At 66.9% G+C, this 25,458-nt stretch carries 28 protein-coding genes and 1 tRNA gene; 19 read left to right on the top strand and 10 right to left on the bottom strand.

All coding sequences use genetic code 11. From position 1 onward, the window contains the following. Nucleotides 1-58 precede the first annotated feature (58 nt). Nucleotides 59-973: a DMT family transporter gene (locus tag BRO63_RS02215; RefSeq protein WP_088138374.1), complete on the top strand. Its 915-nt coding sequence runs from the start codon at nucleotides 59-61 to the stop codon at nucleotides 971-973. Continuing rightward, nucleotides 970-1,614, top strand: coding sequence for a LysE family translocator (locus tag BRO63_RS02210; RefSeq protein WP_088138344.1), 645 nt, complete (start codon nucleotides 970-972; stop codon nucleotides 1,612-1,614). Before BRO63_RS02215 ends, BRO63_RS02210 begins: the two co-directional genes overlap by 4 nt. 8 nt (nucleotides 1,615-1,622) lie before the next feature. Here BRO63_RS02210 and BRO63_RS02205 read toward each other — a convergent pair whose 3' ends face one another. Then, complete coding sequence (locus tag BRO63_RS02205) at nucleotides 1,623-2,315, bottom strand: LrgB family protein (RefSeq protein ID WP_088138343.1); 693 nt, start codon at nucleotides 2,313-2,315, stop codon at nucleotides 1,623-1,625. Continuing rightward, nucleotides 2,305-2,709, bottom strand: coding sequence for a CidA/LrgA family protein (locus tag BRO63_RS02200; protein WP_088138342.1), 405 nt, complete (start codon nucleotides 2,707-2,709; stop codon nucleotides 2,305-2,307). The genes BRO63_RS02205 and BRO63_RS02200 overlap by 11 nt, the downstream gene beginning before the upstream one ends. A gap of 97 nt (nucleotides 2,710-2,806) precedes the next feature. Between BRO63_RS02200 and BRO63_RS02195 the strand changes: the two genes are divergently transcribed. The 9 genes from BRO63_RS02195 to BRO63_RS02155 all read left to right on the top strand — a co-directional run bounded on the left by BRO63_RS02195 (nucleotide 2,807) and on the right by BRO63_RS02155 (nucleotide 11,240). Next, nucleotides 2,807-3,694: a LysR family transcriptional regulator gene (locus tag BRO63_RS02195; RefSeq protein ID WP_088138341.1), complete on the top strand. Its 888-nt coding sequence runs from the start codon at nucleotides 2,807-2,809 to the stop codon at nucleotides 3,692-3,694. 38 nt (nucleotides 3,695-3,732) lie between these two features. Next, complete coding sequence (locus BRO63_RS02190) at nucleotides 3,733-4,620, top strand: alpha/beta hydrolase (protein ID WP_088138340.1); 888 nt, start codon at nucleotides 3,733-3,735, stop codon at nucleotides 4,618-4,620. Nucleotides 4,621-4,876: 256 nt separating this feature from the next. Further along, a complete protein-coding gene (locus BRO63_RS02185; protein ID WP_088138339.1) occupies nucleotides 4,877-5,788 on the top strand; it encodes a dihydrodipicolinate synthase family protein in 912 nt (303 codons plus the stop codon). 89 nt (nucleotides 5,789-5,877) lie between these two features. Continuing rightward, complete coding sequence (locus BRO63_RS02180; protein WP_088138338.1) at nucleotides 5,878-6,633, top strand: ABC transporter ATP-binding protein; 756 nt, start codon at nucleotides 5,878-5,880, stop codon at nucleotides 6,631-6,633. Beyond that, nucleotides 6,626-7,345, top strand: a complete 720-nt coding sequence (locus BRO63_RS02175; RefSeq protein WP_088138337.1) for an ABC transporter ATP-binding protein — start codon at nucleotides 6,626-6,628, stop codon at nucleotides 7,343-7,345. Before BRO63_RS02180 ends, BRO63_RS02175 begins: the two co-directional genes overlap by 8 nt. A 57-nt stretch (nucleotides 7,346-7,402) precedes the next feature. Then, a complete protein-coding gene (locus BRO63_RS02170; RefSeq protein WP_088138336.1) occupies nucleotides 7,403-8,608 on the top strand; it encodes an ABC transporter substrate-binding protein in 1,206 nt (401 codons plus the stop codon). 112 nt (nucleotides 8,609-8,720) lie between these two features. Then, on the top strand, nucleotides 8,721-9,623 hold the full coding sequence (locus BRO63_RS02165; RefSeq protein WP_088138373.1) for a branched-chain amino acid ABC transporter permease: 903 nt from the start codon (nucleotides 8,721-8,723) through the stop codon (nucleotides 9,621-9,623). A 1-nt stretch (nucleotide 9,624) separates the two neighbouring features. After that, nucleotides 9,625-10,590: a branched-chain amino acid ABC transporter permease gene (locus BRO63_RS02160; protein ID WP_088138335.1), complete on the top strand. Its 966-nt coding sequence runs from the start codon at nucleotides 9,625-9,627 to the stop codon at nucleotides 10,588-10,590. Continuing rightward, nucleotides 10,590-11,240, top strand: coding sequence for a GntR family transcriptional regulator (locus BRO63_RS02155; protein ID WP_088138334.1), 651 nt, complete (start codon nucleotides 10,590-10,592; stop codon nucleotides 11,238-11,240). The genes BRO63_RS02160 and BRO63_RS02155 overlap by 1 nt, the downstream gene beginning before the upstream one ends. Here the strand turns inward: BRO63_RS02155 and BRO63_RS02150 are convergent. Then, nucleotides 11,215-11,697, bottom strand: coding sequence for a multidrug/biocide efflux PACE transporter (locus BRO63_RS02150; RefSeq protein WP_054458466.1), 483 nt, complete (start codon nucleotides 11,695-11,697; stop codon nucleotides 11,215-11,217). The two genes, BRO63_RS02155 and BRO63_RS02150, sit on opposite strands and share 26 nt — an antisense overlap. Nucleotides 11,698-11,806: 109 nt before the next feature. On the opposite strand from BRO63_RS02150, the gene BRO63_RS02145 reads away from it, so the two are divergent. Further along, nucleotides 11,807-12,670, top strand: coding sequence for a LysR family transcriptional regulator (locus tag BRO63_RS02145; RefSeq protein WP_088138333.1), 864 nt, complete (start codon nucleotides 11,807-11,809; stop codon nucleotides 12,668-12,670). Nucleotides 12,671-12,703: 33 nt separating this feature from the next. Here BRO63_RS02145 and BRO63_RS02140 read toward each other — a convergent pair whose 3' ends face one another. Beyond that, nucleotides 12,704-13,519: a ChbG/HpnK family deacetylase gene (locus tag BRO63_RS02140; protein WP_088138332.1), complete on the bottom strand. Its 816-nt coding sequence runs from the start codon at nucleotides 13,517-13,519 to the stop codon at nucleotides 12,704-12,706. 36 nt (nucleotides 13,520-13,555) lie between these two features. On the opposite strand from BRO63_RS02140, the gene BRO63_RS02135 reads away from it, so the two are divergent. Continuing rightward, on the top strand, nucleotides 13,556-13,951 hold the full coding sequence (locus BRO63_RS02135; protein ID WP_088138331.1) for a GtrA family protein: 396 nt from the start codon (nucleotides 13,556-13,558) through the stop codon (nucleotides 13,949-13,951). On the opposite strand, the gene BRO63_RS02130 is transcribed toward BRO63_RS02135, so the two are convergent. Then, nucleotides 13,911-15,488 (bottom strand): ArnT family glycosyltransferase, encoded by a 1,578-nt coding sequence (locus BRO63_RS02130; protein ID WP_088138330.1) that lies wholly within the window; start codon nucleotides 15,486-15,488, stop codon nucleotides 13,911-13,913. The two genes, BRO63_RS02135 and BRO63_RS02130, sit on opposite strands and share 41 nt — an antisense overlap. Nucleotide 15,489: 1 nt before the next feature. Continuing rightward, a complete protein-coding gene (locus BRO63_RS02125; RefSeq protein WP_088138329.1) occupies nucleotides 15,490-16,542 on the bottom strand; it encodes a glycosyltransferase family 2 protein in 1,053 nt (350 codons plus the stop codon). A gap of 257 nt (nucleotides 16,543-16,799) precedes the next feature. On the opposite strand from BRO63_RS02125, the gene BRO63_RS02120 reads away from it, so the two are divergent. From BRO63_RS02120 to BRO63_RS02100, 5 genes are all read left to right on the top strand, one after another. Further along, nucleotides 16,800-17,291, top strand: coding sequence for a GNAT family N-acetyltransferase (locus BRO63_RS02120; protein ID WP_088138328.1), 492 nt, complete (start codon nucleotides 16,800-16,802; stop codon nucleotides 17,289-17,291). Between the two features lie 181 nt (nucleotides 17,292-17,472). Then, nucleotides 17,473-18,681 carry a sodium/glutamate symporter gene (gltS, locus tag BRO63_RS02115; RefSeq protein WP_088138327.1) on the top strand — a complete coding sequence of 403 codons (1,209 nt, stop codon included), beginning with the start codon at nucleotides 17,473-17,475 and terminating at the stop codon, nucleotides 18,679-18,681. Next, nucleotides 18,678-20,183: a TAXI family TRAP transporter solute-binding subunit gene (locus tag BRO63_RS02110; RefSeq protein ID WP_179215020.1), complete on the top strand. Its 1,506-nt coding sequence runs from the start codon at nucleotides 18,678-18,680 to the stop codon at nucleotides 20,181-20,183. The genes gltS and BRO63_RS02110 overlap by 4 nt, the downstream gene beginning before the upstream one ends. Nucleotides 20,184-20,225: 42 nt before the next feature. Then, entirely contained in the window at nucleotides 20,226-20,492 is a 267-nt protein-coding gene (locus tag BRO63_RS02105) for a hypothetical protein (RefSeq protein WP_088138325.1), read from the top strand. A gap of 4 nt (nucleotides 20,493-20,496) precedes the next feature. Then, entirely contained in the window at nucleotides 20,497-20,961 is a 465-nt protein-coding gene (locus BRO63_RS02100) for a YaiI/YqxD family protein (RefSeq protein WP_088138324.1), read from the top strand. A gap of 14 nt (nucleotides 20,962-20,975) precedes the next feature. On the opposite strand, the gene BRO63_RS02095 is transcribed toward BRO63_RS02100, so the two are convergent. After that, nucleotides 20,976-21,143, bottom strand: coding sequence for a hypothetical protein (locus tag BRO63_RS02095; protein ID WP_042796365.1), 168 nt, complete (start codon nucleotides 21,141-21,143; stop codon nucleotides 20,976-20,978). A gap of 102 nt (nucleotides 21,144-21,245) precedes the next feature. On the opposite strand from BRO63_RS02095, the gene BRO63_RS34130 reads away from it, so the two are divergent. Then, nucleotides 21,246-21,410, top strand: coding sequence for a hypothetical protein (locus BRO63_RS34130; protein WP_179215019.1), 165 nt, complete (start codon nucleotides 21,246-21,248; stop codon nucleotides 21,408-21,410). Nucleotides 21,411-21,465: 55 nt separating this feature from the next. On the opposite strand, the gene BRO63_RS02090 is transcribed toward BRO63_RS34130, so the two are convergent. From BRO63_RS02090 to BRO63_RS02080, 3 genes are all read right to left on the bottom strand, one after another. After that, nucleotides 21,466-21,540, bottom strand: a tRNA-Val gene (locus BRO63_RS02090). A gap of 60 nt (nucleotides 21,541-21,600) precedes the next feature. Next, complete coding sequence (gene dnaQ, locus BRO63_RS02085; protein WP_088138323.1) at nucleotides 21,601-22,323, bottom strand: DNA polymerase III subunit epsilon; 723 nt, start codon at nucleotides 22,321-22,323, stop codon at nucleotides 21,601-21,603. Between the two features lie 3 nt (nucleotides 22,324-22,326). Continuing rightward, nucleotides 22,327-25,443, bottom strand: a complete 3,117-nt coding sequence (locus BRO63_RS02080; protein WP_088138322.1) for an efflux RND transporter permease subunit — start codon at nucleotides 25,441-25,443, stop codon at nucleotides 22,327-22,329. Nucleotides 25,444-25,458 lie beyond the last annotated feature (15 nt).

The raw sequence follows: 25,458 nt of genomic DNA, 5'->3' as shown, positions 1-25,458 counted from the left end.
AAACCCGCAATAGCGGGCGGGCGCGATGTCCGCGGCGTTCCCGAACCTTGGTGCCGTGATGACCCGTCCCGCCTTCTATCCGACCGCCCCGAGCGCGCCCGCCACGCTTTGGGAGGGCTACGGCTATGGCTTTCTGGGAGTGTTGGTTTTTTCCCTGACGCTGCCCATGACCCGTCTTGCGGTCGGCGAGCTGACGCCTCTGCTGGTGGGATTGGGCCGCGCGCTGCTGGCGGCGGTACCGGCCATCGCCGTGCTCTGGCTGACGCGCGCCCGCAGGCCGAACCGCGAGGAGTGGCCTGGCGTGATCCTGGCCGCGCTGGGCATCGTGGTGGGCTGGCCGCTGGCCTCGTCGCTCGCCATGCAGACCGTGCCCGCTGCGCAGGGCGCGGTGTTCAATGGGCTGCTGCCCCTGTCGACCGCGGCCTTTGCCGCGCTGCGCAGCGGCGAACGCCCGTCGCCCGCCTTCTGGGCCTGGGCGGTACTGGGCGCCGCCCTGGTGACGGCGTACGCCCTGCGCCAGGGCGAGGGCGCGCTGCAGCCCGGCTATCTCTGGCTGCTGCTGGCCGTGGTGCTAGGCGGCATGGGCTATGCCGAAGGCGCGCGCGCTTCCCGCACGCTGGGCGGCGGGCGCACCATCTGCTGGGCCCTGGTGATCAGCGCGCCCGTGGTGGCGGCGCCCGTCGGCTGGATGGCGGCGCAGCAGGCCAGTTGGCCTACCGCCTCGGTGATCTACGCCTGCGCCTATCTGGCGCTGGGTTCGATGTTCCTGGGCTTTTTTGCCTGGTATCGCGGCCTGGCCGTGGGCGGCATCGCCCGGGTCGGCCAGGTGCAGCTGCTGCAGCCGTTCCTGACGGTGGTGGCGGCCGCATTGTTGTTTGGCGAATCCGTGGAGCCGGCGACGTATGTCTTCGCCGTTGCCGTGATCGCCGTTATCGCCGGCGGACGCCGCGCCATCGTCAGGACCAAAAAATGAATCTGCTCCCCTCCAACTGGGCCGACGTGCCCCTGATGTCCCTGTCCCTGCTGGGCCCGCTGGCCATGTTCGCGCTGGTCAGCTCGATTACGCCCGGCCCCAACAACGTGATGCTGGCCTCGTCCGGCCTGAACTTCGGTTTCCGCCGCAGCGTGCCGCATCTGCTGGGCGTGAACCTGGGCTTCACCTTCATGATCTTCCTGGTGGGCATCGGGCTGGGTTCGGTCTTCCAGCAGGTGCCGCAGCTATACGCCGTGCTGAAGTACGCCGGCGCGGCCTATCTGCTGTACCTGGCCTGGAAGATCGCGAATTCGGGCGAAATGGATGACGGCGAAGCGCGCGGCAAGCCCTTTACCTTTCTGCAGGCCGCCGCCTTCCAGTGGGTCAACCCCAAGGCCTGGGTCATGGCGGTGGGCGTGATCGCAACCTACACGCCGCAGAACGGCTTCTTCGCCAACCTGGTCATCGCCACCATCGTCTGCGGCATCGTCAACCTGCCCAGCATCGGCATTTGGGTGACCTTCGGCACCGCGCTGCGCCGCGTGCTGCACAAGCCCTGGGCGATCCGCGCCTTCAATGTGGGCATGGCGCTGCTGCTGGTGGCCTCGCTGTATCCGGTGGCGCTGGAAATGCTGCACTGACGCGGCCCTCAAGCCAGCAGCCCCACGACCACGGCGGGCGTGACCAGCACGTTGAACAAGCCGGCCATCACCATCACCAGGCCCGCGACGGCGCCTTCATCGGCCGCCAGTTCGCGGGCCTTGGCCGTTCCAGCGCCGTGCGCGCCCATGCCGAACAGCGCGCCGCGCGCCAGCGCCGAGCGCAGCGGCAGCCAGCGCCGCATCAATTGGCCCAGGGCCGCGCCGAACACGCCCGTAACGATCACGAAGACGGCGGTCAGATCCGGCACGCCGCCCACGTGCGACGACACGGCCACCGCGAACGGCGTGGCCACCGAGCGCGGCAGCAGGCTCAAGCGCAGGTCCGGCGACAGGCCTAGCAGGCTGCCCAGCATCCAGGCGCTGGCGCCCGCGATCAGGCTGCCCACCGCCACGCCCGCCACCAGCACGGGCCAGTAACGGCGGATCAGCGCGCGCTGTTCGTACAAGGGCAGCGCGAAGGCCACGATGACCGGCCCCAGCATCGCCATCAGCCAGTGCGAACCGGCCATGTAATCGCGGTAACCCGTGTGCAGCGCGATCGCCAGCGCCAGCAGCAGCGCCGGCGCCACCACCAGCGTCGAGGTGCACCAATAGGCGTAGCGCCGGTAGAACAACCGGGCGCAGACGTAGGCCAGCACGGTCGCGGCGGGCCAGAACAACAGGTTGAAATCAGCCGGCATGGCGGTTCATCCAGCGGTAGCAAAGGTCGATGGTCAGTGCCGTGCCCGTCATCACCAGGGCCGTGCCCAGCAGGATGACGGCCAGCAGCTTCAAGCCCAGCAGGCCGAGGAATTCGCGATGGTCCAGCAGCGACATGACGGCGGGCACGAAGAACAACAGCATCTCGCCCAGCAGCCAGCTGGCGCCGCGGTGCACGTTGCGCACCCGCAGGCGGCGCGTGGCCAGCAGTAGCAGCACCAGCGCCATGCCAACGACGCCGCCCGGCACGGGCAGGCCCAGCAATTGGGCCAACGCCTGGCCCAGCAGGGAGAACAGGACCAGCAGGCAGATTTGCAGCACGCGGCTGCGGCGCAGCGTGCTGCGTAGAAGAATGGCGAGGCGTGGGCGAGACATGGGAGGAGGTTCCTGCGGCAAGTAGATGTTTTACGCCTGCGCGACCCATAGATAAAATGAATTCCTTGAATTCACTTCATTCCAAATAGGCATAACCATGGAACTACGCCCACTGCGCGCCCTGGTCGAGGTCGTCCGCCAGGGCGGTTTCTCCCAGGCGGCCAAGGCCGTCTTCGCCACCCAGCCCACCGTGAGCAAGGCGGTGCGCCAGCTGGAAGACGAGCTGGGCATGCCCTTGCTGGACCGCCACGCCCAGCCGCCGCGGCTGACCGCCGCCGGCGAGATCGTCTACCGCCGCGCCGTGGCCATGCTGGCGCAACGCGACGACCTGTACGCCGAACTCGACGAACTGAAGGGGCTCCAGCGCGGCGTGCTGCGGTTGGGCCTGCCGCCCTTGGGCAGCAGCACCTTGTTCGCGCCGATGTTCGCGCGCTTTCGCAGCCGCTATCCGCAAGTGGAGATCAGCCTGGTGGAACACGGCAGCCGCCGCCTGGAAGAAATGGTGATGGCCGGCGAGATCGAGCTGGCGGGCTCGCTCAAGCCGGTGCCCGATATCTTCGAATGGCAGCCGGTGGCGCGCGAGCCGCTGGTGGCGCTGATGCCCGCCGACCATCCCATGGCGGGCGCCGCAACCGTCGGACTGGGCGAGCTGCGGGACTCGCCCTTCATCCTGTTCGAGACCGGCTTTGCCCTGAACCGCATCATCCACGACGCCTGCCAGCGGGCGGGCTTTGCCCCTGCCATTGCGGCGCGCAGCGGCCAGATCGATTTCATCGTGGCGCTGGTGGCCGCCGGCCTGGGCGTGGCCTTCCTGCCGCGCCTGAAGGCCCGCGAAGAGCTGCACGCCGGCGTGGCGCGCGTGCCATTGCGCGATGCCGGCACGGACTGGGAAATGGTGCTGGTCTGGCGCCGCGGCGGCTACCTGTCGCACGCCGCCCAAGCCTGGCTGGCCTTGACGCGGGAAGTCCATCCCGAAGTATGCTGATGCCGGAACCCAGCCGCTCCGCCCGGGTCAGATATTCCATGCCAGCCCTACCCCGCCTCTCTCCCCGCCGCCTGTTCGCCGTTGCCCTCCTGGCCGGCGCCAGCGTCGTCGGCTGCACCCAGCTCGATTCCTGGCAGCGCCAGACCATCTTCTCTCCCCAGTCCGAACCGCAGACCTGGTGGCGCGAACCCGCCGCCGGGACCCAGGTCTACGACCTGACGCTGGCCGGCGGCGACAAGGTGCGCGCCTGGTATTGGCAAAGCCCCAAAGCCGGCGCGCCCACCGTGCTGTACCTGCATGGCGCGCGCTGGAACCTGAACGGCAGCGCCTTCCGCATCGAGGGCTGGGCCCGCATGGGCTATTCCGTGCTGGCCATCGACTACCGCGGCTTCGGCGCCTCGACCCCGCGCCTGCCTTCCGAGGACAGCGCGCTGGAAGACGCGATGGCGGGGCTTGCGGAACTGGCCCGCATCCAGCCCGATCCGTCGCGCCGTTTCATCTACGGCCACAGCCTGGGCGGCGCCATCGCCATCGACCTGGCCGCGCGCCCCGACCAGCCGGCATTCGCCGGCCTGATCGTGGAATCCAGCTTCACCAGCATCGGCGCGATGCTGGCCACGCTGCGCTGGGGCAAGGTGCCGGGCGCCAGCCTGCTCGTCACGCAGCCATTCGCCTCGGTGGAAAAGCTGGCGCGCATGCGCACGCCCATGCTCTTCATGCACGGCACCGCCGACCGCGTGGTGCCGCACACCATGAGCGACGAGCTCTACGCCGCCGCCAGCAACGTCGCGCCCGAGCTCAAGCGCCTGGTCAAGATCGAAGGCGCCTCGCATTCCGGCGCCTTCCGCAGCGGCGCGCAATACGAGACCGCGGTGCAGACCTTCATGCAGGACGCGAGCCGCGCGTATCCGCGCAAGGCCGGCTAGCCGCCTGAGCCAAGGCCGGCCCTGAAGCAACCTCGCCCACGCGCCCGTCAGCGGCGCGTCCCCTCTCTCCTGCCCGTCCCTCTGGGAAAACGCGCGGCGGCGAGGTCCGCCATGCATCCCCCTAGTTACCCCCGGGTTGACCCGCCCCGGGAAATCCCCGAATCAAAATATCTTCTAAATATATTTATCAGATATTAGACTTTGCACCTGCTCGCCGCTCCGCCATTGAAGCGACGGCATCTTGAGGAGAAGCCAGTTGAGTAACGTGCATTGGCAGGGCGTCTTCCCTGCCGTAACGAGTAAGTTCCATGCCGACGAGACCCTCGACTTCGAGGCGATGCGCAAGCACTTCGGCTTCCTGATCGACAACGGCGTGCATGGCCTGGTCACCTGCGGCTCGCTGGGCGAAGCCAGCACCCTGAGCCTGGAAGAAAAGCTGGAAGTGACGCGCTGCGCGGTGGAAGTCAGCGCCGGCCGCATTCCGGTCCTGGCCAACGTGTCCGAGACCAGCACCCGCGAAGCGCTGCGCTTCATCAAGGCCGCCGTGGAACTGGGCGTGGACGGCTTCATGCTGATGCCCTCGCTGATCTACGTGGCGGACTCGCGCGAAGCCATGCAGAGCATCCGCACCATGGCCGAAGCCGCGCAAAAGCCCTGCATGATCTACAACAACCCCGTCGCCTACCGCGTCGACCTCAAGCCCGAGCACATGGCCGAACTGGCCGACTGCAAATGGCTGGTCGCCATCAAGGAAAGCAGCGACGACGTGCGCCGCCTGACCGACCTGCGCAACGCCCTGGGCACGCGCTACCAACTGTTCATCGGCGTGGACGACCTGTCGTTCGAGGCGCTGGCGCTGGGCGCGGACGGCCTGCTGGCAGGACTGGTGACCGCCTTCCCGCGCGAAACCGTGGCCCTGTACGACCTGATGAAGGCCGGCAAGTGGCAGGAAGCGCTGGCGCTGTACCAATGGTTCACGCCGCTCCTGCACCTGGATGTGTCGACCAAGCTGGTGCAGAACATCAAGCTGGCCGAGACGCTGGCCGGCGTGGGCAACGAGCACGTGCGCCGCCCGCGCCTGCCGCTGGTGGGCGCCGAGCGCGAACGCTGCGCCGCCATCATCCAAGCCTCGCTGGCCAAGCGCCCCGCGCAGTACCAGTCGAAGTAAGGCCGGGCTCCGGAAGAAGCACGAACCTCCTGGCGCGTGGCGGGACCGCGACGCGCCAGGGCCTGTCCCCAGCAAGCCCAACGGACATCATGCAAAGCGACATCATTCTTCAGACCCGGGGCCTGAGCAAGGAATTCCGCGGCTTCGTGGCCGTCAACAACGTCGACATGAGCGTGCGCCGCGGCGCCATCCACGCGCTCATCGGCCCCAACGGCGCGGGCAAGACCACCTTCTTCAATCTGCTGACCAAGTTCCACATTCCGACGCGCGGCGAGATCCTGTACGACGGCGTGGACATCACGCAGGAACGCCCCGCGCAGACCGCGCGCCGCGGCATCGTGCGCTCGTTCCAGATCTCGGCCGTGTTCCCGCAGTTGTCGGTGCGCGAGAACGTGCGCGTGGCCTTGCAGCGCAAGCTGGGCGTGGACTATTGCTTCTGGCGTTCGGAACGCACGCTGGAAAGCCTGCACCACCGCGTCGAGGAACTGCTGGACCAGGTCGGCCTGCGCACGCACCTGGACGTGGCCGCGGGCGACCTGCCCTATGGCCGCAAGCGCACATTGGAGATCGCCACCACGCTGGCGCTGGAACCCGAACTGCTGTTGCTGGACGAACCCACCCAGGGCATGGGCCAGGAAGACGTGGACCGGGTCAAGCACCTGATCAAGCAGGTATCCGCGGGCCGCACCATCCTCATGGTCGAACACAACATGAAAGTCGTGGCGGACATCTCCGACACGATCACCGTGCTGCAACGGGGCGAGATCCTGGCCGAAGGCCCCTACGCGACCGTGTCGGAAAACCCGGCGGTGCGCGAGGCCTACATGGGAGCCGAAGATGAATGAAGCCGCCGCTGGCTCCAGCATGCTGGAGATCCGCAACCTGCACGCCTGGTACGGCGAATCGCACATCCTGCACGGCATCGACCTGGACGTGAAGCCGGGCGAATGCGTGACCCTGCTGGGCAGGAACGGCGCGGGCCGCAGCTCGACGCTGAAGTCCATCCTGGGCCTGGTGGGCCGGCGCAGCGGTTCCATCAGGATCCAGGGCCAGGAGACCGTCGGCCTGCCGCCCCACAAGATCGCGCGCCGCGGCATCGGCTATTGCCCTGAAGAGCGCGGCATCTATGCGTCCTTGAGCGCCGAGGAAAACCTCATGCTGCTGCCCTCGGTAGGGCCGGACGGCATGTCGGTACAGGAAATCTACGAGATGTTCCCCAACCTCAAAGAGCGCGCCCACAGCCCCGGCACGCGCCTGTCGGGCGGCGAACAGCAGATGCTGGCGATGGCGCGCATCCTGCGCACCGGCGCCCGCCTGTTGTTGCTGGACGAAATCACCGAAGGCCTGGCCCCCGTCATCGTGCAGTCCCTGGGCCGCGTCATCCGGCAATTGAAAGAGCGCGGCTACACCACCGTGCTGGTCGAGCAGAACTTCCGCTTTGCCCAGCACCTGGCCGACCGCCATTACGTCATCGAGCACGGCCAGGTGGTGGCGGTGATAGACCGCGCCGAAGTCCGGCAATCGCAGGACAAGCTGAACGCCCTGCTCGGCATTTGAGTTTTCCAGCCGCATTCCTTCCGACCGCAGTCCCCTTCCTACACGGAGCGTAGTCAGATGAAATTGAATCGAATCGCAGCAGCGCTGTTCGCCGTCGGCATGATCGGCGCCGCCCAAGCCCAGACCAAGGTCAGCGACGACGTGGTCAAGATCGGCGTCCTGACCGATCTGTCCGGCGTCTATTCCGACCTGGCCGGCAACGGCTCCGTGATCGCGGCCCGCATGGCTGCCGAGGAAATGGGCAACAAGGTGCTGGGCAAGCCGGTGGAAGTGGTTTCCGCCGACCACCAGAACAAGCCCGACGTCGCCGCCAACCTGGCGCGCGAATGGTTCGACCAGGGCAAGGTCGACATGATCACCGACTTCCCCACCGCGTCCACCGCGCTGGCGGTGATGGAAATCGCCAAGCAGAAGAACCGCGTGACCATGCCGTCGGCCGGCCTGTCCACCGCCATCCTGGGCGAAAAATGCTCGCCCCTGAACGCCCAGTGGACCACCAACACCTACGCGCTGGCCGCCGGCACCGCCCGCGCGCTGGTCAAGGAAGGCAAGAAGACCTGGTACTTCATCACCGCCGACTACACCTTCGGCCACTCGCTGGAAAAGGACGGCACCGAAGTCATCCAGGAAAACGGCGGCAATGTGGTGGGCGTGTCGCGCCATCCTTTCCCCGGCAATGATTTCTCCTCGTTCCTGTTGAAGGCGCAGGCCTCGAAGGCCGACGTGATCGCGCTGGCCAATGCCGGCAACGACACGGTCAACGCGGTCAAGCAGGCCAACGAGTTCGGCATCAACAAGAAGCAGATCGTGGCGCCGCTGCTCACCTACATCTCGGACGTGCACAGCATGGGCCTGGCCAAGGCGCAGGGCATGTACCTGACCGAAGCCTTCTACTGGGACTATGACGATGCCTCGCGCGCCTGGGCCAAGAAGTTCTACGAGAAGGCCAAGAAGATGCCGACCGCCTCGCAGGCCGGCGTGTATTCGGCCACGCTGTCCTACCTGAAGGCGATCGAAGCGGCGGGCACCGACGACGCGCCCGCCGTGATGGCCAAGATGCGCGAGATGACCATCAACGACGCCGTGATCCGCAACGGCAAGCTGCGCGCCGACGGCGCGCTGGTGCACGACATGCTGCTGTTGCAGGTGAAGTCGCCCGCCGAATCCAAGGCGCCCTGGGACTACTACAACGTGAAGTCGGTGCTCAAGGGCGAGGAAGTCTTCCCCAAGCCCCAGGCCGCGTGCTCGTTGAACAAGACCTGATGCCGCCACGCGCCGCGCGCATGGCGTGCGGCGCCGGCTGCCCTGGCCGCGGCGCACCGGCGCCGCGCGCTTCCCGGAAATCGACGCGACACCTTTCCGCCCGCCGCCTACCATGTTCGACATCTCGCTTTCCGCCTTGCTCGCCCAACTGCTGGTGGGGCTGATCAACGGCTGCTTTTACGCCATCCTCAGCATGGGCCTGGCCATCATCTTCGGCCTGCTCAACATCGTCAATTTCACGCACGGCGCCCAGTTCATGATGGCGGCGTTCCTGGCCTGGATCGGCTTCACGCAGCTGCCGCAGCTGCTGGGACCCGGCGTGCAGATCAACTTCTGGGCCGCGCTGGTCCTGGCTCCCCTGCTGGTGGGGCTGGTGGGCGTCGTGATCGAGAAGACGCTGCTCAAGCGCCTGTACCACCTGGACCACCTGTACGGCCTCTTGCTGACCTTCGGCATCGCGCTGATGATGGAAGGCGGCTTTCGCTACTTCTACGGCATCTCGGGCGTGGGCTACGAGCCGCCCGAGGTCCTGCAGGGCGGCTTCGACCTGGGCTTCATGTTCCTGCCGGCCTACCGCGCCTTCGTGGTGGTGGCGTCCCTGACGCTGTGCCTGGCCACCTGGTATCTGTTCGAGCGGACCCGGCTGGGCGCCATGCTGCGCGCGGGCACCGAAAACCCCAAGCTGCTGCAGGCTTTCGGCGTCAACGTGCCGGTGATGATCACCCTGACCTATGGCTTCGGCGTGGCGCTGGCCGGCGTGGCCGGGGTGCTGGCCGCGCCCGTCATGCAGATCAATCCACTGATGGGCTCGAACCTGCTGAACATCGTGTTCGCCGTGGTGGTGATCGGCGGGCTCGGCTCCATCATGGGCGCCATCGTCACCGGGCTGGCCCTGGGCCTGCTGGAAGGGCTGACCAAAGTGTTCTATCCCGAAGCCTCGACGGTGGTGGTCTTCATCGTCATGGCGATCGTTCTGCTGACGCGCCCCGCCGGCCTGTTCGGCAAGGAGAAATAAGGTGCAGCGCATACCCTCCTCGATCCGCATCCTGGCGCTGCTGCTGGCGCCGGCCCTGCTGGTGCCACTGTTCCCGCAGATCGTCTACCCCGTGTTTGTGATGAAGGTGCTGTGCTTTGCGCTGTTCGCGCTGGCCTTCAACCTGCTGACCGGCTTTACCGGACTGGTGTCCTTCGGCCATGCCGCGTTCTTCGGCTGGGCCGGCTACGCGGCCGGTGAAATGATGATCCTGTTCGGCGCGCGCGGCCTGCCGCCCGAGGTCGCCATGGCTTGCGGCGTGGCCATGGCCGCGGCCATCGGCTGGGCCATCGGCTGGCTGGCGATCCGGCGCACCGGCATCTACTTCGCGATGATCACGCTGGCGCTGTCGCAAGTGGCGTACTTCATGGCGGTGCAGGTGGGCTGGACGCGCGGCGAGGACGGCATGCAGGGCATCCCGCGCGGCAAGTTCCTGGGCCTGGTGGACCTGAGCGTGGACGCCAACATGTATTACTTCACGCTGGGAGTCTTCGTGCTGGGCTTTCTGTTCGTCTACCGGGTGATCCATTCGCCCTTCGGCCAGGTGCTCAAGACCATCCGGGACAACGCGCCGCGGGCGATATCGCTAGGTTACGATACAGACCGGTGCAAGCTGCTGGCCTTCGTGCTGTCGGCCTCGGTGGCCGGACTGGCCGGTTCGCTGAAGGCGCTGGTGCTCCAGCTGGTTGCATTGAACGACGTTTCGCTCGCCACCTCCACGGAAGTGCTGCTGATGACGCTGCTGGGCGGCATCGGCACGGTGTGGGGGCCGGTGGTGGGCGCGACGCTGGTCGTCAGCTTGCAGAATTACCTTGCCACCCTGGGCGACATCGTCACCATCGTCATCGGACTGATTTTCGTGTTGTGCGTGTCGTTCTTCCGGCGCGGATTCGTCGGCGAATGGCTGGCCTACGCGCAGTGGCGCAAAACGAAGGAAAACAATAGTTGATGGCAGCAGCAGAATCCAAACGGCGCGCCGCCGATGTCGCCTACGACCAGATCGAAAGCATGATCGCCACGCTGCAATTGCAGCCGGGCAGCGCGGTCGTGGAAGCGGATCTGGTGGAAATGACCGGCCTGGGGCGCACGCCGCTGCGCGAGGCGCTGCTGCGCATGGTGGCCGCCGGGCTGATACGCCAGGAGCCGCGGCGCGGCCTGCGCGTGTCCATGATCCAGCTGGCGGACCACATGGACCTGATCCAGACCCGCCGGGCGCTGGAACAACTGATCGCCGCCAGCGCCGCGCGCCGCGCCACCCCTGCGCAACGCAGCCAGATCGTGGATTGCGCGGCGCAGATGATCCGCGCGGCGGAAGGCGGCAATCTCGACGACTACATGCATGCCGACCAGATGCTGGATCACGTCTGCCACCAGGCCTGCCGCAACGCCTCGGCCGTGAACGCGGTGGCGCCGCTGATCATCCAGTGCCGCCGCTTCTGGTACGCCTACCAGCACGAGGGCGACATCGCCGAGGGCGCGCGCCGCCACATGCTGATGGCCGAAGGCATCGCCACTGGCAACGAGTCCGCGGCCATCAAGGGCGCGGACTCGCTGATGGACTACCTGGAGATGTTCACGCGCAAGGTGATTGACGCGTGACGGCCGGCGCGGCCTGCCCCTTGCGGCGGGCCAGCCACTGCAGGACCCGCGGCCGCGAACGGTCGTAGGCCAGGTTGTAGAGGAAGGCGTAGGGCAGATAGAACAGCACCAGCGCGATATCCAGCACAAAGGCCTGCCACAGGCTGATGTCGAGCCACCAGGCCGCCAGCGGAATCACGATCAGGATCAGGCCCAGCTCGAAGCCGAAGGCATGCACCACGCGCAGCCGCAGCGTGCGGGTCCAGCCCATGCGGTTCTCGATGCGGTCAAAGCCCGCGTTGTAGATCATGTTCCAGACCAGCGCGATCCAGGCGATCACCGCGGTCAGCACGCCCATTTCGAACAGGGACTTGCCCATGGCCCAGGCGGCCGCCGGGGCGCACAGGCCGATGGCGATGATTTCGAACAGAAAGGCGTGGAGGAAACGTTCTTTAATGGATTTCTTGGCTTGCGTCATGACCCACCTGCGGTCGGTTGATACTGAGTGACAGGGATTTTCGACGACATTTCCGTTACGATAAAGATGGTTTTCATCGGAAAAACCGATAACACCGGAACCCACGCCCATGCGCCATTCCCTGGAATCCCTGGCGGCGTTCGCCCAGGTCGCCTCCGAAGGCACGTTTTCCGCCGCCGCCCGCAAGCTCGGGAAAAGCCAGTCCACCGTCAGCGAAACCGTCGCCAACCTCGAGGTGGACCTGAACGTGACGCTGTTCGACCGCAGCCAGCGCCAGCCGGCCCTGACCGAGGCGGGCCGCGTGCTGCTGGGCCAGGCCTTGCAGGTGCTGGCCGCCAACGACAGGCTGAATCGCAGCGCCAGCCAACTATCCGAAGGCCTGGAGCCCCGGCTGACGGTGGTGCTGTCCGACACGTTCCAGTCCGAGACCTTCGAGAACATGCTCAGCCAGATCGACCAGCGCTATCCGGCGTTGCGCTTCGAATGCCTGATCGCGGAGTACGAGGATGTGGTGGCGCTGGTACAGCAGGGTCGCGCGCACCTGGGGCTGATGGCCGCCCAGGAAAGCTATCCGCCCGACGTCGCGCACGCCGCCCTGGCGGAGCTTTCGGAAATCGTCCTGTGCGTGAGCCGCAAGCACCCGCTGGCCAGGCTGCCCCGGGTCACCGAGGACCAGCTGAAATCCGAACGCGCGCTGCGCCTGAGCACGTACGAGCTGGGCGACAAGGAGCCCGAACCCGCGTACGCGACCTGGTCGGCGCCCGGCTATCTGATGCTGATGGACATGGCGACCCTGGGGTTTGGGTGGACAGAGCTGCCGCGCTGGATGTTCCAGCGCTTCGGCCAGGATCAGCTGGTTGAACTGAAGGCGCCGGGCTGGCCGCGCCACATCCGCGTCGATGCGGTCTGGTCGCGACGCCGCGCGCTGGGGCCGGCGGGCGCCTGGCTGCTGCAGAGCCTGACGGGCGGCTAGAGCCGGCCCGCGCCGCAACGGCCTGGCAGCCGATCAGCGCGCCGCGGCCGGCAAGCGCGAGATGTGCACGCCGTTGACGTTGAGCCAGTCGCCCAGCTTGGGGCTGGCCAGCACATCGAATTCCGCGCGGCGCTGGCGCGACATGGCGCAGCCGTCCTGGCTGCCCAGCGCCGGGTGGCACATGAGCAGGTCGCAGTCGCGCGCATTGAACAGCCAGTTCTGCAGCAGGTCCGCGTAACGGCGCTTGCCGCCCGCGAAGCCGTAGACGCCCAACAGCCGGCGGTTGGTGCGCATGCCGTCCTTGCGCGCCTGGCGCGCCAGCGCCGCCGAGCCCAGCGCGCCGATGACGCGCGCCTTGATGGCTTCCTTCAAGGGAATGCCGAACTGCATGCCGGGCGCCGTCTGGCGCAGCCACGGCATATGGGCTCCGTAACGGCGCTTGAGCAACTGCAGCAGGCGCTCGCGGATGCCGGGCAGCTGATGCACGTGCTGATGGCCATCGACGTAATCCGGCGCGCGGCCGAAGGCGGCCTCGAAGGCGTCGAACTGGCGCTCCAGCTGCGCCTCGACCCAATCGCCATCCAGCCTGCCCGTGTAGGCATTGAGGATCAGCCGGCTCAGCGTGGGCATGGGATCGGCGCCGGGCATGAGCGCTTCGGTGAAGTTCACATGCAGGCCGACATCCACGTTCAGCGACGCCAGCCGCCCCGCGTTCGCCGCGAACGAAGGGCCCAGCGTCAGGCAGCTGACCGCGCTCAGGCGGCCCATGCCGGCCAGCGCAATCATGCCTTCATCGATGTCGGCATTCATGCCAAAATCATCACCGCAGACCACAATACGTTTGCTCATCGCTATACCTTTGACTTCCTTATCCCCACGGCTTTCATGCGCGCCCTGCTGCAACAAGTAAGCACCTTCATTGCTGTCGGATGCGCCGCCGCAGCCACCCATTGGGCTGTCGCCGTGGCTTGCGTCGAACTCTTCCGCATCCCGCCCCTGGCCGCCAACCTGGCGGGCTGGCTGGTCGCCTTCGCGGTATCCTTCACCGGCCACTACCGGCTTACATTCCGACATTCCAAAACTCCCTGGACGGTAGCAGCGCGCCGTTTCTTCTTTGTGTCAGCCATAGGCTTTCTCATCAACGAAGCCGCTTATGCCTGGCTGCTGCACAGCACTGCCATCCGTTACGACATCCTGCTCGCGCTGATCCTGCTCGGACTCGCCGTGGCGACCTTCATCGTCAGCCGGTTCTGGGCATTCCGCCACAAACCCGCTGCTTGAAGGCCGCGTCCACGTCGACGCGCCACATCACGTACTTCACGCTGCTGACCACAGGCGCCAGCCCCTGCAGCGGCGGATAGACCGGGTTGTCGGCCGCAGTGCCCCACACCCAGAAACGCGCCCCTTGCGCCGCCTGGCACAGACGCGCGGTGAATTCCGCCGGACTGAGCAATACCTCCTCGCCCGTCTCGGGATCGAACTGCGCGGCGTCGTACAGCTCCTTGCGCCAGTTGTCGCGCACGGGAACCTCCGGATTGCGCCAGTCGTCCACCACCCACGCAGGACGCGCCGCCCTTGCGTAAAGCGCCAGATCGAAGGGATAGGTGTGCAGCGAGACGAACGTGTCGTCCGGCCGCGCCTGTTCCCGCACTACCTTGGCCAGCGGCCCCGCGCTGCCGCGCACGTTGTTCGCCGCGATGCCCACCGCGATGACGCAGATGCCCGCCGCCAGGACCGCACTCAGGCGCACCAGGCGCGTGGCGCCTTCGGCATCGGCGCGCCGGGCGCCCTGGATCACTTCAGCCAGCAGAAAAGCCAGCGGCGCCAACGCAGGCAGGACATAGCCCACGAGCTTGGAATCCGGCAGTGAAAAAAACACGAGCACGACGGCAAACCACGCCAAGCCCAGGCGCCGCAGGCTGCGCGAAGGACCTTCCCAGAACGCCTTGCGCAATATGCCGCCGCCCCACAGCGACCAGGGCAGGCTGAGCCCGGCGATCACCGGCAGATAGAACCAGAACGGCTGGGCATTGTTGAAGCCGCTGGCCGCGAATCGCTGGAAATGCTGATAAACGAAGAAGTAGTCGTAAAAACCGGGATAGCGCAGCTGCATCAGCACGAACCACGGCGCCGCCACGGCGATGAACGCCAGCAGCGCGGGCGGCCAGCACAGCGCGGCCAGGCCGCGCCAGCGCCGTTCCCACAGCAGCCAGATCAGCAGGATGGCGCCCGGCAGCGCCAGGCCGATCAGGCCCTTGGCCAATACCGCCAACGCCGCCAGCACAGCGGCGGCCACCGACATCGCGCGCCAGGCCTGCCCGCGCTCGACGCGCAGCGCCGTGTCCACGGCGGCCAGCACGCACAGCGTGATCAAGCCGGCAACCAGCATGTCCAGATTCGCGAACTGCGCACCGCCATAGAAGAACGGCATGGTGGCAAGGACCAGCACCGTGAGCGCGGCGGTCGCGGTATCGCGGTAGCGCCGCACGAAGCAGTACAGGGCCGCCACGGCGCCCCACGCGGCCAGCCAGGAAGGCACCCGCGCCGCCCAGGGATGCAGGCCGAACACCGAGAAGGACAGCTCGGTCAGCCAGTAATACAGCGGCGGCTTGTGGAAGTACGGCATGCCGTCCAGCAAGGGCACCGCGTGCGAGCCGCTGCGCAGCATGTCCCAGGCCACGCCGGCATAGCGCCCTTCATCGGGCAGGGTCAGGGGCCTGATCCAGGCCAGGAAGGCAAGCCACGCACCTATCGCAAGCAGGAAGCGTCCTGCGGGCGGGGTCCAGTCTGAACGCCGCCAGAAAGTCGTGGCGGACATGTCAGCCCAGGCCTTTGTCCGGCCGGGAAGCCCGACCCTGGCGGCGGCGCACGACGAACAGCGGCCGCCCCTTCACTTCATCGAAGATCCGGGACACGTACTCCCCCACCACGCCCAGCGAAACCAGGTTCACGCCGGCAAAGAACAGCACTGCCGTCACGATCGTCGTCCAGCCGGAGACCTCGTTGCCGAAGAACAGGTATTCGCCGACCAGATAGGCCGCATAGCCCAGCGCCAGCATGGCGAACGCCACGCCGACCAGGCTGACCAGGCGCAGCGGCCAGGTGGTGAACGCGGTCAGGCCGTCCAGCGCCAGCCGGAACAGGCGCATGCTGCCAAAGCGGCTATTGCCGTGCATGCGCTCCTCGGGGGTATAGGCCAGGGCCTCGCCCTTGAAGCCGACCCAGGCATACAGGCCCTTCATGAAGCGGGTACGTTCGGGCAGCGCGATCAGCGCGTCCACCACGCTGCGGTCCATCAGGCGGAAATCGCCGGCGTGCGCCGGCACGTCCACGCCGCGCGCCCCGCTCAGCAGCTTATAGAACCAGCGCGCACCCGCGCGCTTGGCCCAGGACTCATCGCTACGGGTTTCGCGCACGGCGTAGACCATTTCGGCACCGGCAGCCCAACGCGCGAGCATCTGCTCGATCAGCGCGGGGGGGTGTTGCAGATCGGCGTCCAGGCAGATCACGGCGTTGCCGGTGGCGGCTTCCAGGCCGGCGCTGATCGCGGCTTCCTTGCCGAAATTGCGCGACAGCTGCACGTAGCGAAAGCCGTCATGTTCGGCCCATTCGGCCATCAGCGCTTCCGTGCCGTCCGTACTGCCGTCATCGGCCACGATGATTTCCCAACTGGTGCACAAGGCTTGCAGACGATTGCGCAGCAAGGGCAGCAACACCCGCAGGTTCTCGCATTCGTTCAGGCAAGGGATGACGCAAGTCACGCAAGTGTCATACGGTACGGGCGCTTGGGCAGCCGGCCACACCGCTTCCAGGGGAAACGATTTGGTCAATACTTGCGGGGCGACGGGTTCGGACCGGAACTGGATGTGCATGGCTCTAGACTCGGAATGCAGGACTATGGCGAGCAGTATGCGCAGCGGGTCGTTGAATTTTCATCAAATGCCGCGCGGCCTGACAAGCCGGTAGTCCAGGGCGAATTCTAGGGAGCCTCCCCCTGAAAACAATAAAGTCCCGTGAACCTGTGTCCCCAATTTGTGAAGGCCTGTAAAGCCGGGAACCACGCGCGGATCGGTAAAATGCGCTCGAGTTTTTGTTTTCGCAGGTAGTCATGCAATATCAAGTCCGGTCCATGCGGGCCAGCGACGTGGACGCCATCCTGGCTCTCCAGACCCTGGCCTACCCCGGTTTCCTGCTGGAAAGCGCCGGTTTCTTCCAGAACCGCCTGGCGCTCGCCCCCTCGCACTGCTGGGTCGCGCAGGCCAGCCGCGACGGGCTGCTGGGTTACCTGATTTCCTATCCCTGGGATGCGGGGCTGCCGCCCGCGCTCGATGTCGCGCTGCCGGCGCTGCCGGCCGGCGCCGACCACTGGTTCCTGCATGACTGCGCGGTAGCGCCGTCGGCGCAGGGACTGGGCGTGGGCCAGGCGCTGTTGCGCGCCGCGGCGGCCAAGGCGCACGCAGGCGGGTTGCGCCGCGCGAGCCTGGTGTCCCTGGAATCCGCCGTGGGCTATTGGCAGCGCCACGGCTATCTGCCGGTCAGCGCAGACAGCGCCGACCTGGCCGAAAAACTGGCCGGCTACGGGCCGCGCGCGCAATACATGTCGCGCGCATTTCCGCTCTAGCCGCCCCGGCCGCAACTGCCGCGGCCTACCGCCCGCCCGGCCCCGCGCCGCGCGCCGCCTCCCCCTGCCCCCATGTACACCGCCCGCGCGGCGGACGTAACATAAGCCTCAGTCCGTGTGAGGCGGCAGGGTTCAAACAGCCAGAAAGTTCACCGTGCCCTGACAGGGTGCAAAGGTACCTATGATCTCGCTTACGCCCGTTCAATCACTGCTGGCATGCTGCCTCGTCCTGGTCATCGGACGCGTGCTCACCACCCGGATCGGCGTCCTCGCCCGCTACAGCATTCCCGACCCCATCGTGGGCGGCCTGCTGTTCGCCGTGCTGGCCTACTTGCTGTCCACCTGGGGCGGCGTGTCCGTCTCGCTGGAAACCAGCATCAAGCCGACCTTGTTGCTGCTGTTCTTCGGCAGCATCGGCCTGACCGCCAACCTGAAGCTGCTAGCCAAGGGCGGCCCCAGGCTGATCGCCTTCCTGCTGGCCCTGATCCCGTTCCTGGTGCTGCAAAACGCCGTGGGGCTGGGCATGGCCTGGCTGCTGGACATGCATCCGCTGATGGGCCTCCTGGGCGGCACCATCACGCTGGTGGGCGGGCATGGCACGGGCGCGGCCTACGCCACGCGCTTCGCCGACTTCAACAACATCCAGGACGTGATGGCGCTGGCAATGACCGCCGCCACCCTGGGGCTGGTGCTGGGCGGCGTGGTGGGCGGGCCGGTGGCCGAATGGCTGATGCGGCGGCACAAGCTGGCCGGCAGCCTGGACCACGTGCCCGGCGATGGCCATGAGCCTGCGGACCTGATGGAAAACGCGCCCGCGTCCTCCGCCGGCTCCTACATCGTGTCCCTGACCGCCGCGCTGGTCTGCCTGGTGGTCGGCGGCTACCTGGCCGCGCTGGTCGAGGACGCCCCGGTCAGCCTGCCCAACTTCCTGTGGTGCCTGGCAACGGGCGTGCTCATTCGCAACGGCGGCGAAAAGCTGGGCCTGAAGCTGGACGATCGCGCCACCGAGATCATCGGCACCATCTCCCTGTCGCTCTTCCTGGGCATGACCATGATGACGCTGGACCTGTCCAGCGTGGCGCGCCTGGCGGGCCCGCTGGCGCTGATGCTGGCGGTGCAGACCCTGGTGTGCGCGCTGTATGCCGCGTGGGTGGTGTTCCGCATGCTCAAGCGCGACTACGAGGCGGCCATCATGTCGGCCGCGTTCTGCGGCTTCGCGCTGGGCGCGACGGCCACCGCCATCGCCAACATGCAGGCGCTGACGCGGCGACACGGCCCGGCGCCGGAAGCGTTCATCGTCGTGCCGGTCACCGGCGCCTTCCTGGTCGACATCCTGAACGTGATCGTGCTGACCTCGCTGATCTCCTTGCCATTCGTGGGAGGGATGTGACCATGTTCAAACGTCTCATCATTCTGAGCCTCTGCCTGGTGCTGGCGGCCTGCGGCCGCGCGCCGGATACCGACGTGCTGCGCGCCGACGTCGAACGCAGCCTGGCGACCGCGTACGGCGCGGACCTGTTCCGCATCGCCGAGCTCAAGCGCATGGGCTCGGCCTCGGACAGCAGCGCCCCGGCGGGTGAAACCCGCCGCGTGGTCTATTACGACGTCGAACTGGATCTGGCGCGCAACATCACCCTGGGCGCCTGGGACCAGCCCGGCGCCGCCGCGCTGGTCACGCTGCTGGGCGCAGGCCCGCGCAGCATCAGCGGCGTGAAATCCGGCGGCAACCAGGCCGGCGACCGCATCGTCGCGCATGCCAGCGCCATCTACCGCCAGGAGGGCGACGACTGGAAGCTCGTCACGCCCGCCGGTTTCAAAGCGGCAGAGGCGCCCAACCTGGACACTGGCGCGCCGCCGCCCGTCACGCGCCAACTGCTGGACACGCTGGACCAGATTACCCATTCGGTCTCCTACAGCGCCTCCAGCACCGCGCAGCACGTGGTGCAGCAGGAACTGGAGCGCTCGGTGGCGCGCATCAACGGCCGCCTGGCCCGCATGCAACAGGGCTACCCGCTGGCCGGCGGCCCGGACCGCGGCGAATACGTGGCGTTCGCGCGCGCCCTGAGCGACGTGGCGCGCAAGCAGCAGATCCGGGTCTCGCCGCTGATCACGGGCGGCGGCGCCGAGAACATCGCGCTGCTGCGCAGCGGCGACGCGGTGGTGGGGCTGGCCCAGGCCGACACGGCGCGGCTCGCCTACGACGGCAAGGGGCCGTTCGCGGGCCAGGGTCCGTTCACCGGCCTGCGCGCCTTGGGCAGCCTGTATCCGGAACTGGTCCACATCGTGGTGCGCGACGATGCCTCCCTGCGCGGCGTGCGCGACCTCAAGGGCAAGACCATCGCCCTCGGGCCGGAAGGCTCGGCGGTGCGCGCCACGCTGGAAACGGTGCTGGCCGCCCACGGCCTGCAGGCCGGCCGCGACTACACCGTGGCCGACACGCCGTTCACCGAATCGCTGCCGGCCTTGAACTCCGGCGCGGTCGACGCCGCCGCCCAGGTCATAGGCGTGCCGGCCACGCCCCTGCGCGACGCCTTGACCCAGGCGCGCCTGAAGCTGCTGCCGCTGGACCCCGCCGCCATCAAGACGCTGACGGCGGCGGAAGACAACGCGCTGATGCCGCTGGACATCGCTGCCGGCACCTATCCCAACCAGCTGGAGCCGATCCCCACCGTGGGCATGGCGGCGCTGCTGCTCACCACCGCCGACCTGACCCGCGACGAGGCCCTGGTGATCGTGCGCGCGGTCTACGTGACCGGGCAGGACCTGCTGGCCGCCGGATCGGCCCAGGGCGCGCAGGTGGGCCTGGCGACCGCCCGCCGCGGGCTGACCGTGCCGCTGCACGACGGCGCCCAGGAAGGGCTGGCCAAGCTCGAGCAAGGCAAACCGCACTGAAGCCGGTTGCGCTTATGATTGCGCTCCCTACCAGGAATTCCCATGAATAAATTCGATCTGCAGAAAAACCAGGCCCTGAAGCTGGCCGGCCAACTCAAGCAAGCGGCCACGCCGGACCGCTTCGGCGCCGCCTCGCAAGCGCCCGACCGCCGCGAACAGCGCAAGCTCGACCAGGCCGCCGGCCTGGTGCCGTTCCCCTTGAAGCTGTCGCAGGCCCACGCCGACAAGCTGCGCGCCCTGGCGGCCGAGCGCGGCGTGTCCACCAACGACATCGTGGCCGAAGTGCTGCAAAACGCGCTGGACAAGTAAGCGCATGCACATCTGGGTCGATGCGGACGCCTGCCCCGCGGTCATCAAGGACATCCTGTTCCGCGCCGCCCAGCGCTGGCAGGTGCCGCTGACGCTAGTGGCCAACCAGATGCTTTACACCCCGCCCTCGCCGTTGATCCGCGCGGTGCAGGTGCCGCGCGGCTTCGATGTCGCCGACGCCCACATCGCCGAACGCGCGGCCAAGGACGACCTGGTAATCACCGGCGACATCCCGCTGGCCGCTCAAGTCCTGGAAAAAGGCGCGATGGCCCTGAATCCGCGCGGCGAGCGCTACTCGCCGGAAACCATCCGGGAACGGCTGGCGTTGCGGGACATGATGGAAGAATTGCGGGCCAGCGGCGTGGATACCGGCGGCCCGGCTTCGTTCAGCCAGGCCGACCGCAAGGCTTTCGCCAATCAGCTGGACAGCCTGCTGGCGCGCGCGGCGCGCAATGCGCAGAAGAACTGAACCGCGGCAGGCGGTCAGTAGAAGGTGATGTAGGCCTTGTAGATGATCGTGCCCAGGGCCGTGATCAGGCCTATGCCCATCAGCCCCATGCCGAGATTGCGGTCGCGCAGCCCGAAGCCGATCAGCATGAGCGCCACCCCGGCGCCGATGATGATCAACATGGTAGTGGTGTGCTCGGACATGACCTTCTCCTGTTCGCCTACGCCTGGCCCCACGGGCCAAAGCCATTGTTATCAATGATAGTCAGGCTTGCATGCGACGCGGCTCAATCGACGAGAGTCCGCTTGCGTCAAATCAAGCTAAGCGTAATGAAAGGGACGGTTCAGCGCAATGGCTTGCGCGCCATATGCAAAGCGCCCGGATTCGAAGGCGTGCTCAATGTTCTGATCCCGCAAAACAAAAAAGCCAACCTCGCGGTTGGCTTTGTTTGCGTTGCGTCTTTTTTTTGACCTTGGTACGCCGACAACGATAAGCCTGGGGCTTACGTCATCTTCCAAGGGTCTTTGGTGGGTAGTACTGGGTTCGAACCAGTGACCCCTGCCGTGTGAAGGCAGTGCTCTACCACTGAGCTAACCACCCCGAAAGAGGCGAAATATTAGCACGTTTTTTTGAACGTGTGCAAGTCGCCTCGAAAAAACTTTAAGCGGCCGCCACCGGCGCGTCGATCTTGCGCCAAGTGCACTCCCCGCCCACGGACTTGTCCAGGGCGGCGAGATAGGTTTCATGCTCGGCCAGTTCCGCCTCGCTGGCCTTGATCACGGGCAGGCCCGACGCGTCGAAGCGGGCCAGCTCGACGCCATTGCCGCCAGCGCTGGCGCCGTCGTCCACGTCGATCAGCAGCGCATCCTGGCCGCGGGTCATGGCCAGCCAGACTTCCGCCAGGAGCTGCGAGTCCAGCAATGCGCCGTGCAGCGTGCGGTGGGCGTTGGAGATGCCAAAGCGGTCGCACAGCGCGTCCAGCGAATTGCGCTTGCCGGGGAACAGCGAACGCGCGTGCAGCAGCGAGTCGGTGACCGTCTCGCAGTAGTCGGTGACCGGGCCGCGCCCGGTCTTGGCGAGTTCGGCGTTGAAGAACTTGACGTCGAACGCCGCGTTGTGCGCGATCAGCTCGGCGCCCTGGATGAACTTGACGAATTCGTCCGCCACATCGGCGAAGCGCGGCTTGTCGGACAGGAATTCCGTGGTCAGGCCGTGCACCGCCAAGGCCTCGGGGTCGCTGTCGCGGTCCGGGTTCAGGTAGATGTGCAGGTTGTTGCCGGTGCTCATCCGGTTGACCATTTCCACGCAGCCGATCTCGACGATGCGATGGCCCTGGGCAGGGTCCAGTCCGGTGGTTTCAGTGTCAAAGATGATCTGGCGCATAACTTATTCCGACGCTTGGGCGGGCGAGGCGGGCTGCGCGCGCGGCGCCGGAGCGGGGTCCGGGTGATGCGCTGCGCTGCCGGCCTGGCCGGGTTTCTTGCGTGCGGTGGCGATCAAGGTATAGGCCACCGGCACGACGAACAAGGTCAGTAGTGTACCCAGCATCAGCCCGCCCACCAGAACCCAGCCGATCTGCTGGCGCGATTCCGCCCCCGCGCCGGTGGACAGCGCCAGCGGCACGGTGCCCAGCACCATGGCGCCCGTGGTCATCAGGATGGGCCGCAGGCGCAGCACGCTGGCCTCGATGACGGCATCGAACAATTCCTTGCCCTCGTCGCGCAGCTGGTTGGTGAATTCGACGATCAGGATGCCGTGCTTGGTGATCAGCCCCACCAGCGTGATCAGGCCGATCTGGCTGTAGATGGACAGTGTGCCGCCGGTCAACCACAGCGCCAGCAGCGCGCCGGTCATGGACAGCGGCACCGACAGCATGATGATGAAGGGATTGCGCCAGCTTTCGAACTGCGCGGCCAACACCAGGTAGATGAAGGCCAGCGCCATGGCGAACACCAGGTAGATGCTGCCGGAGGAATCGCGGAACTCGCGCGACTGGCCGTCCAGGTCGGTCACGATGGTGTTGGGCAGCACATCGCGCGCCACCTGGTGCATGTGCGCCAGGACCTCGCCCAGCGCGTAGCCCGGCGCCACGGCGCCGTCGATCTTCACGGCGCGCAGGCGGTTGAAGTGGTTCAGCGACTGCGGCGACACGCCTTCGTGCACGCCCAGCAGGTTGTCCAGCTGCACCATGCTGCCGTCGCGCGCCCGCACGTAGATGCCCGAGATATCGGTGGGATTGGCGCGGTCGCGCGGCGTCACCTGCACGATCACGTCGTACTGTTCGCCTTCGTCCTTGTAGCGGGTGACCTGGCGGCCACCCAGCATGGACTCCAGGGTGCGGCCCACTGTGTCCACGTTGGCGCCCACGTCGGCCATCTTGTCGCGGTCCACCCGCACCCGCAGTTCCGGCGTGTTCAGGCGCAGGTCGGTATCCAGGTTGATCAGGCCCGGGTACTTGCGCAATTCGGTCAGGAACACCTCGGTCAGGCGCGACAGCTCGGCGTAGGACGCCTGGCTCATGATGATGAATTCCACCGGCTTGGAGCGGGCCGACTGGCCCAGCGACGGCGGATTGGTCGGGAACGCCCGCACCCCGGGCAGCGAGGCGAACTGCGGCTGCAGCTGCTGGGTAATGGCCTGCTGCTTGCGGCTGCGTTCTTCCCAGGGCTTCAGGCGCAGGATGGCGGTGCCGTCCGTCACGGTGGGAAAGCCCACGGTCACCTGGCTGCCGCTGGCCTCGGGGATGTCGGAATAGAACTTCTCGATGCCCAGCATGCTTTCCAGCGTGTAGTTCAGCGTCGCCCCTTCCGGCGAGCTGACGATGCCGAACACCACGCCGCGGTCCTCGATGGGCGCCAGCTCGCTCTTGACCACCTTGAACAGCACCCCGCTCGCGGCCGCGACCGCCACGCCTATCGCCACCACCAGCCAGCGGTGGCGCAGCGACGCCCCCAGCGCGCGCCGGTAGCCGTTGCTCATGCCGTTGAGCCAGCCTTCGATCAGGTTGTACCAGCGGCTATGGCTGCTCTGGTGGCGCAGCAGCACCGAGCACATCATGGGCGTAAGCGTCAGCGCCACAAAGCCCGACACCAGCACCGCGCCAGCCAGCGCCAACGCGAATTCGATGAACAGCCGCCCGGTGCGGCCGGTGGCGAAGGCCAGCGGCGCGTACACGGTGACCAGGGTCATGGTCATGGCGACCACCGCGAAGCCGATCTCGCGCGAACCGCGCAGCGCGGCCTCCTTGCGCGGCATGCCCTCTTCGATGTGGCGGAAGATGTTCTCCAGCACCACGATCGCGTCGTCCACCACCAGGCCGATGGCCAGCACCATGGCCAGCAGCGTCAGCGTGTTGATGGAAAAGCCGAACAGGTACATCAACGCGCAGGCGCCCACCAGCGACACCGGGATGGTGACGATGGGGATGATGCTGGCGCGCAGGTTGCGCAGGAAGAAGAAAATCACCAGCACCACCAGCACGATGGCTTCGCCGATGGTGTGGAACACGGAATCGATGGAGCGTTCGATGAACACCGACGAGTCGTAGGCGATGTTCAGCTTCATGCCGGCCGGCAGGTTCTCGTTCAGGCGCGCCACTTCCTCGCGCGCGGCCTTGGACAGTTCCAGCGGGTTGGCGGTGGACTGGCGCGTCACGCCGATGTTGATGGCGGGCTTGCCGTTGAAGCGCGACAGCACGCGGTCGCTGGCGGCGGCGATCTCCACGTTGGACACGTCGCGCAGGCGGACCGGATAGCCTTTGACGTTGGCGACGATCACGTTCTCGAATTGCGCCGGCGTCTGCAGGTCGGTGGAAGACACCACCGAGAACTCGCGCGCGCGCGATTCGATGCGGCCGGCCGGGATCTCGACGTTCTGGCTGCGCAGCGCGGCCTCCACGTCCTGCACGGTCAGGCCGTAGGCGGCCAGCTTGTCGCGGTCCACGTAGATGCGCATGGACGGCAGGCGCTCGCCGAAGACGCGCACCTCGGCCGCGCCGGGCAGCACCGACAGACGGGTCTTGATGTAGCGGTTGATGTAGTCCGAGGTCTGGATCGCCGAGTACGAGCCGGACTCGACCGCGATGTAGATAATGGGCTGGGAATCGGCCTCGACCTTGCCGATGATGGGTTCGTCGATCTCGTCTGGCAGGAAGCGGCGGGCGCGCGAGACCTTGTCGCGGACTTCCGCGGCTGCGGCGTCCGGATTGCGCGACAGGTTGAACTTGATGTTGATCAGGCTGCGTTCCGAGCGGCTGCGCGAGGTCATCACGTCCACGCCCTCGATGCCGGCCAGCTGGTCTTCCAGCGGCTTGGTCACCTGCGACTCGATCACCTCGGGCGAGGCGCCCTTGTAGGTGGTGTCCACCGAGACGATGGGCTCGTCGATCTTCGGATATTCGCGCACGGTCAGGCGCGAATACGAAATCAGGCCGATCAGCACGATGATCAGCGACAGGACCGATGCGAACACCGGCCGCTTGATGCAGGTTTCCGAGATACGCATTGCGCTACCGCCAAA

The organism is Achromobacter xylosoxidans (assembly GCF_002192695.1).
In the GTDB taxonomy this organism is placed as follows: Bacteria; Pseudomonadota; Gammaproteobacteria; order Burkholderiales; family Burkholderiaceae_B; genus Achromobacter; species Achromobacter xylosoxidans_C.
This window is presented reverse-complemented; position numbering and strand designations above follow the sequence as displayed.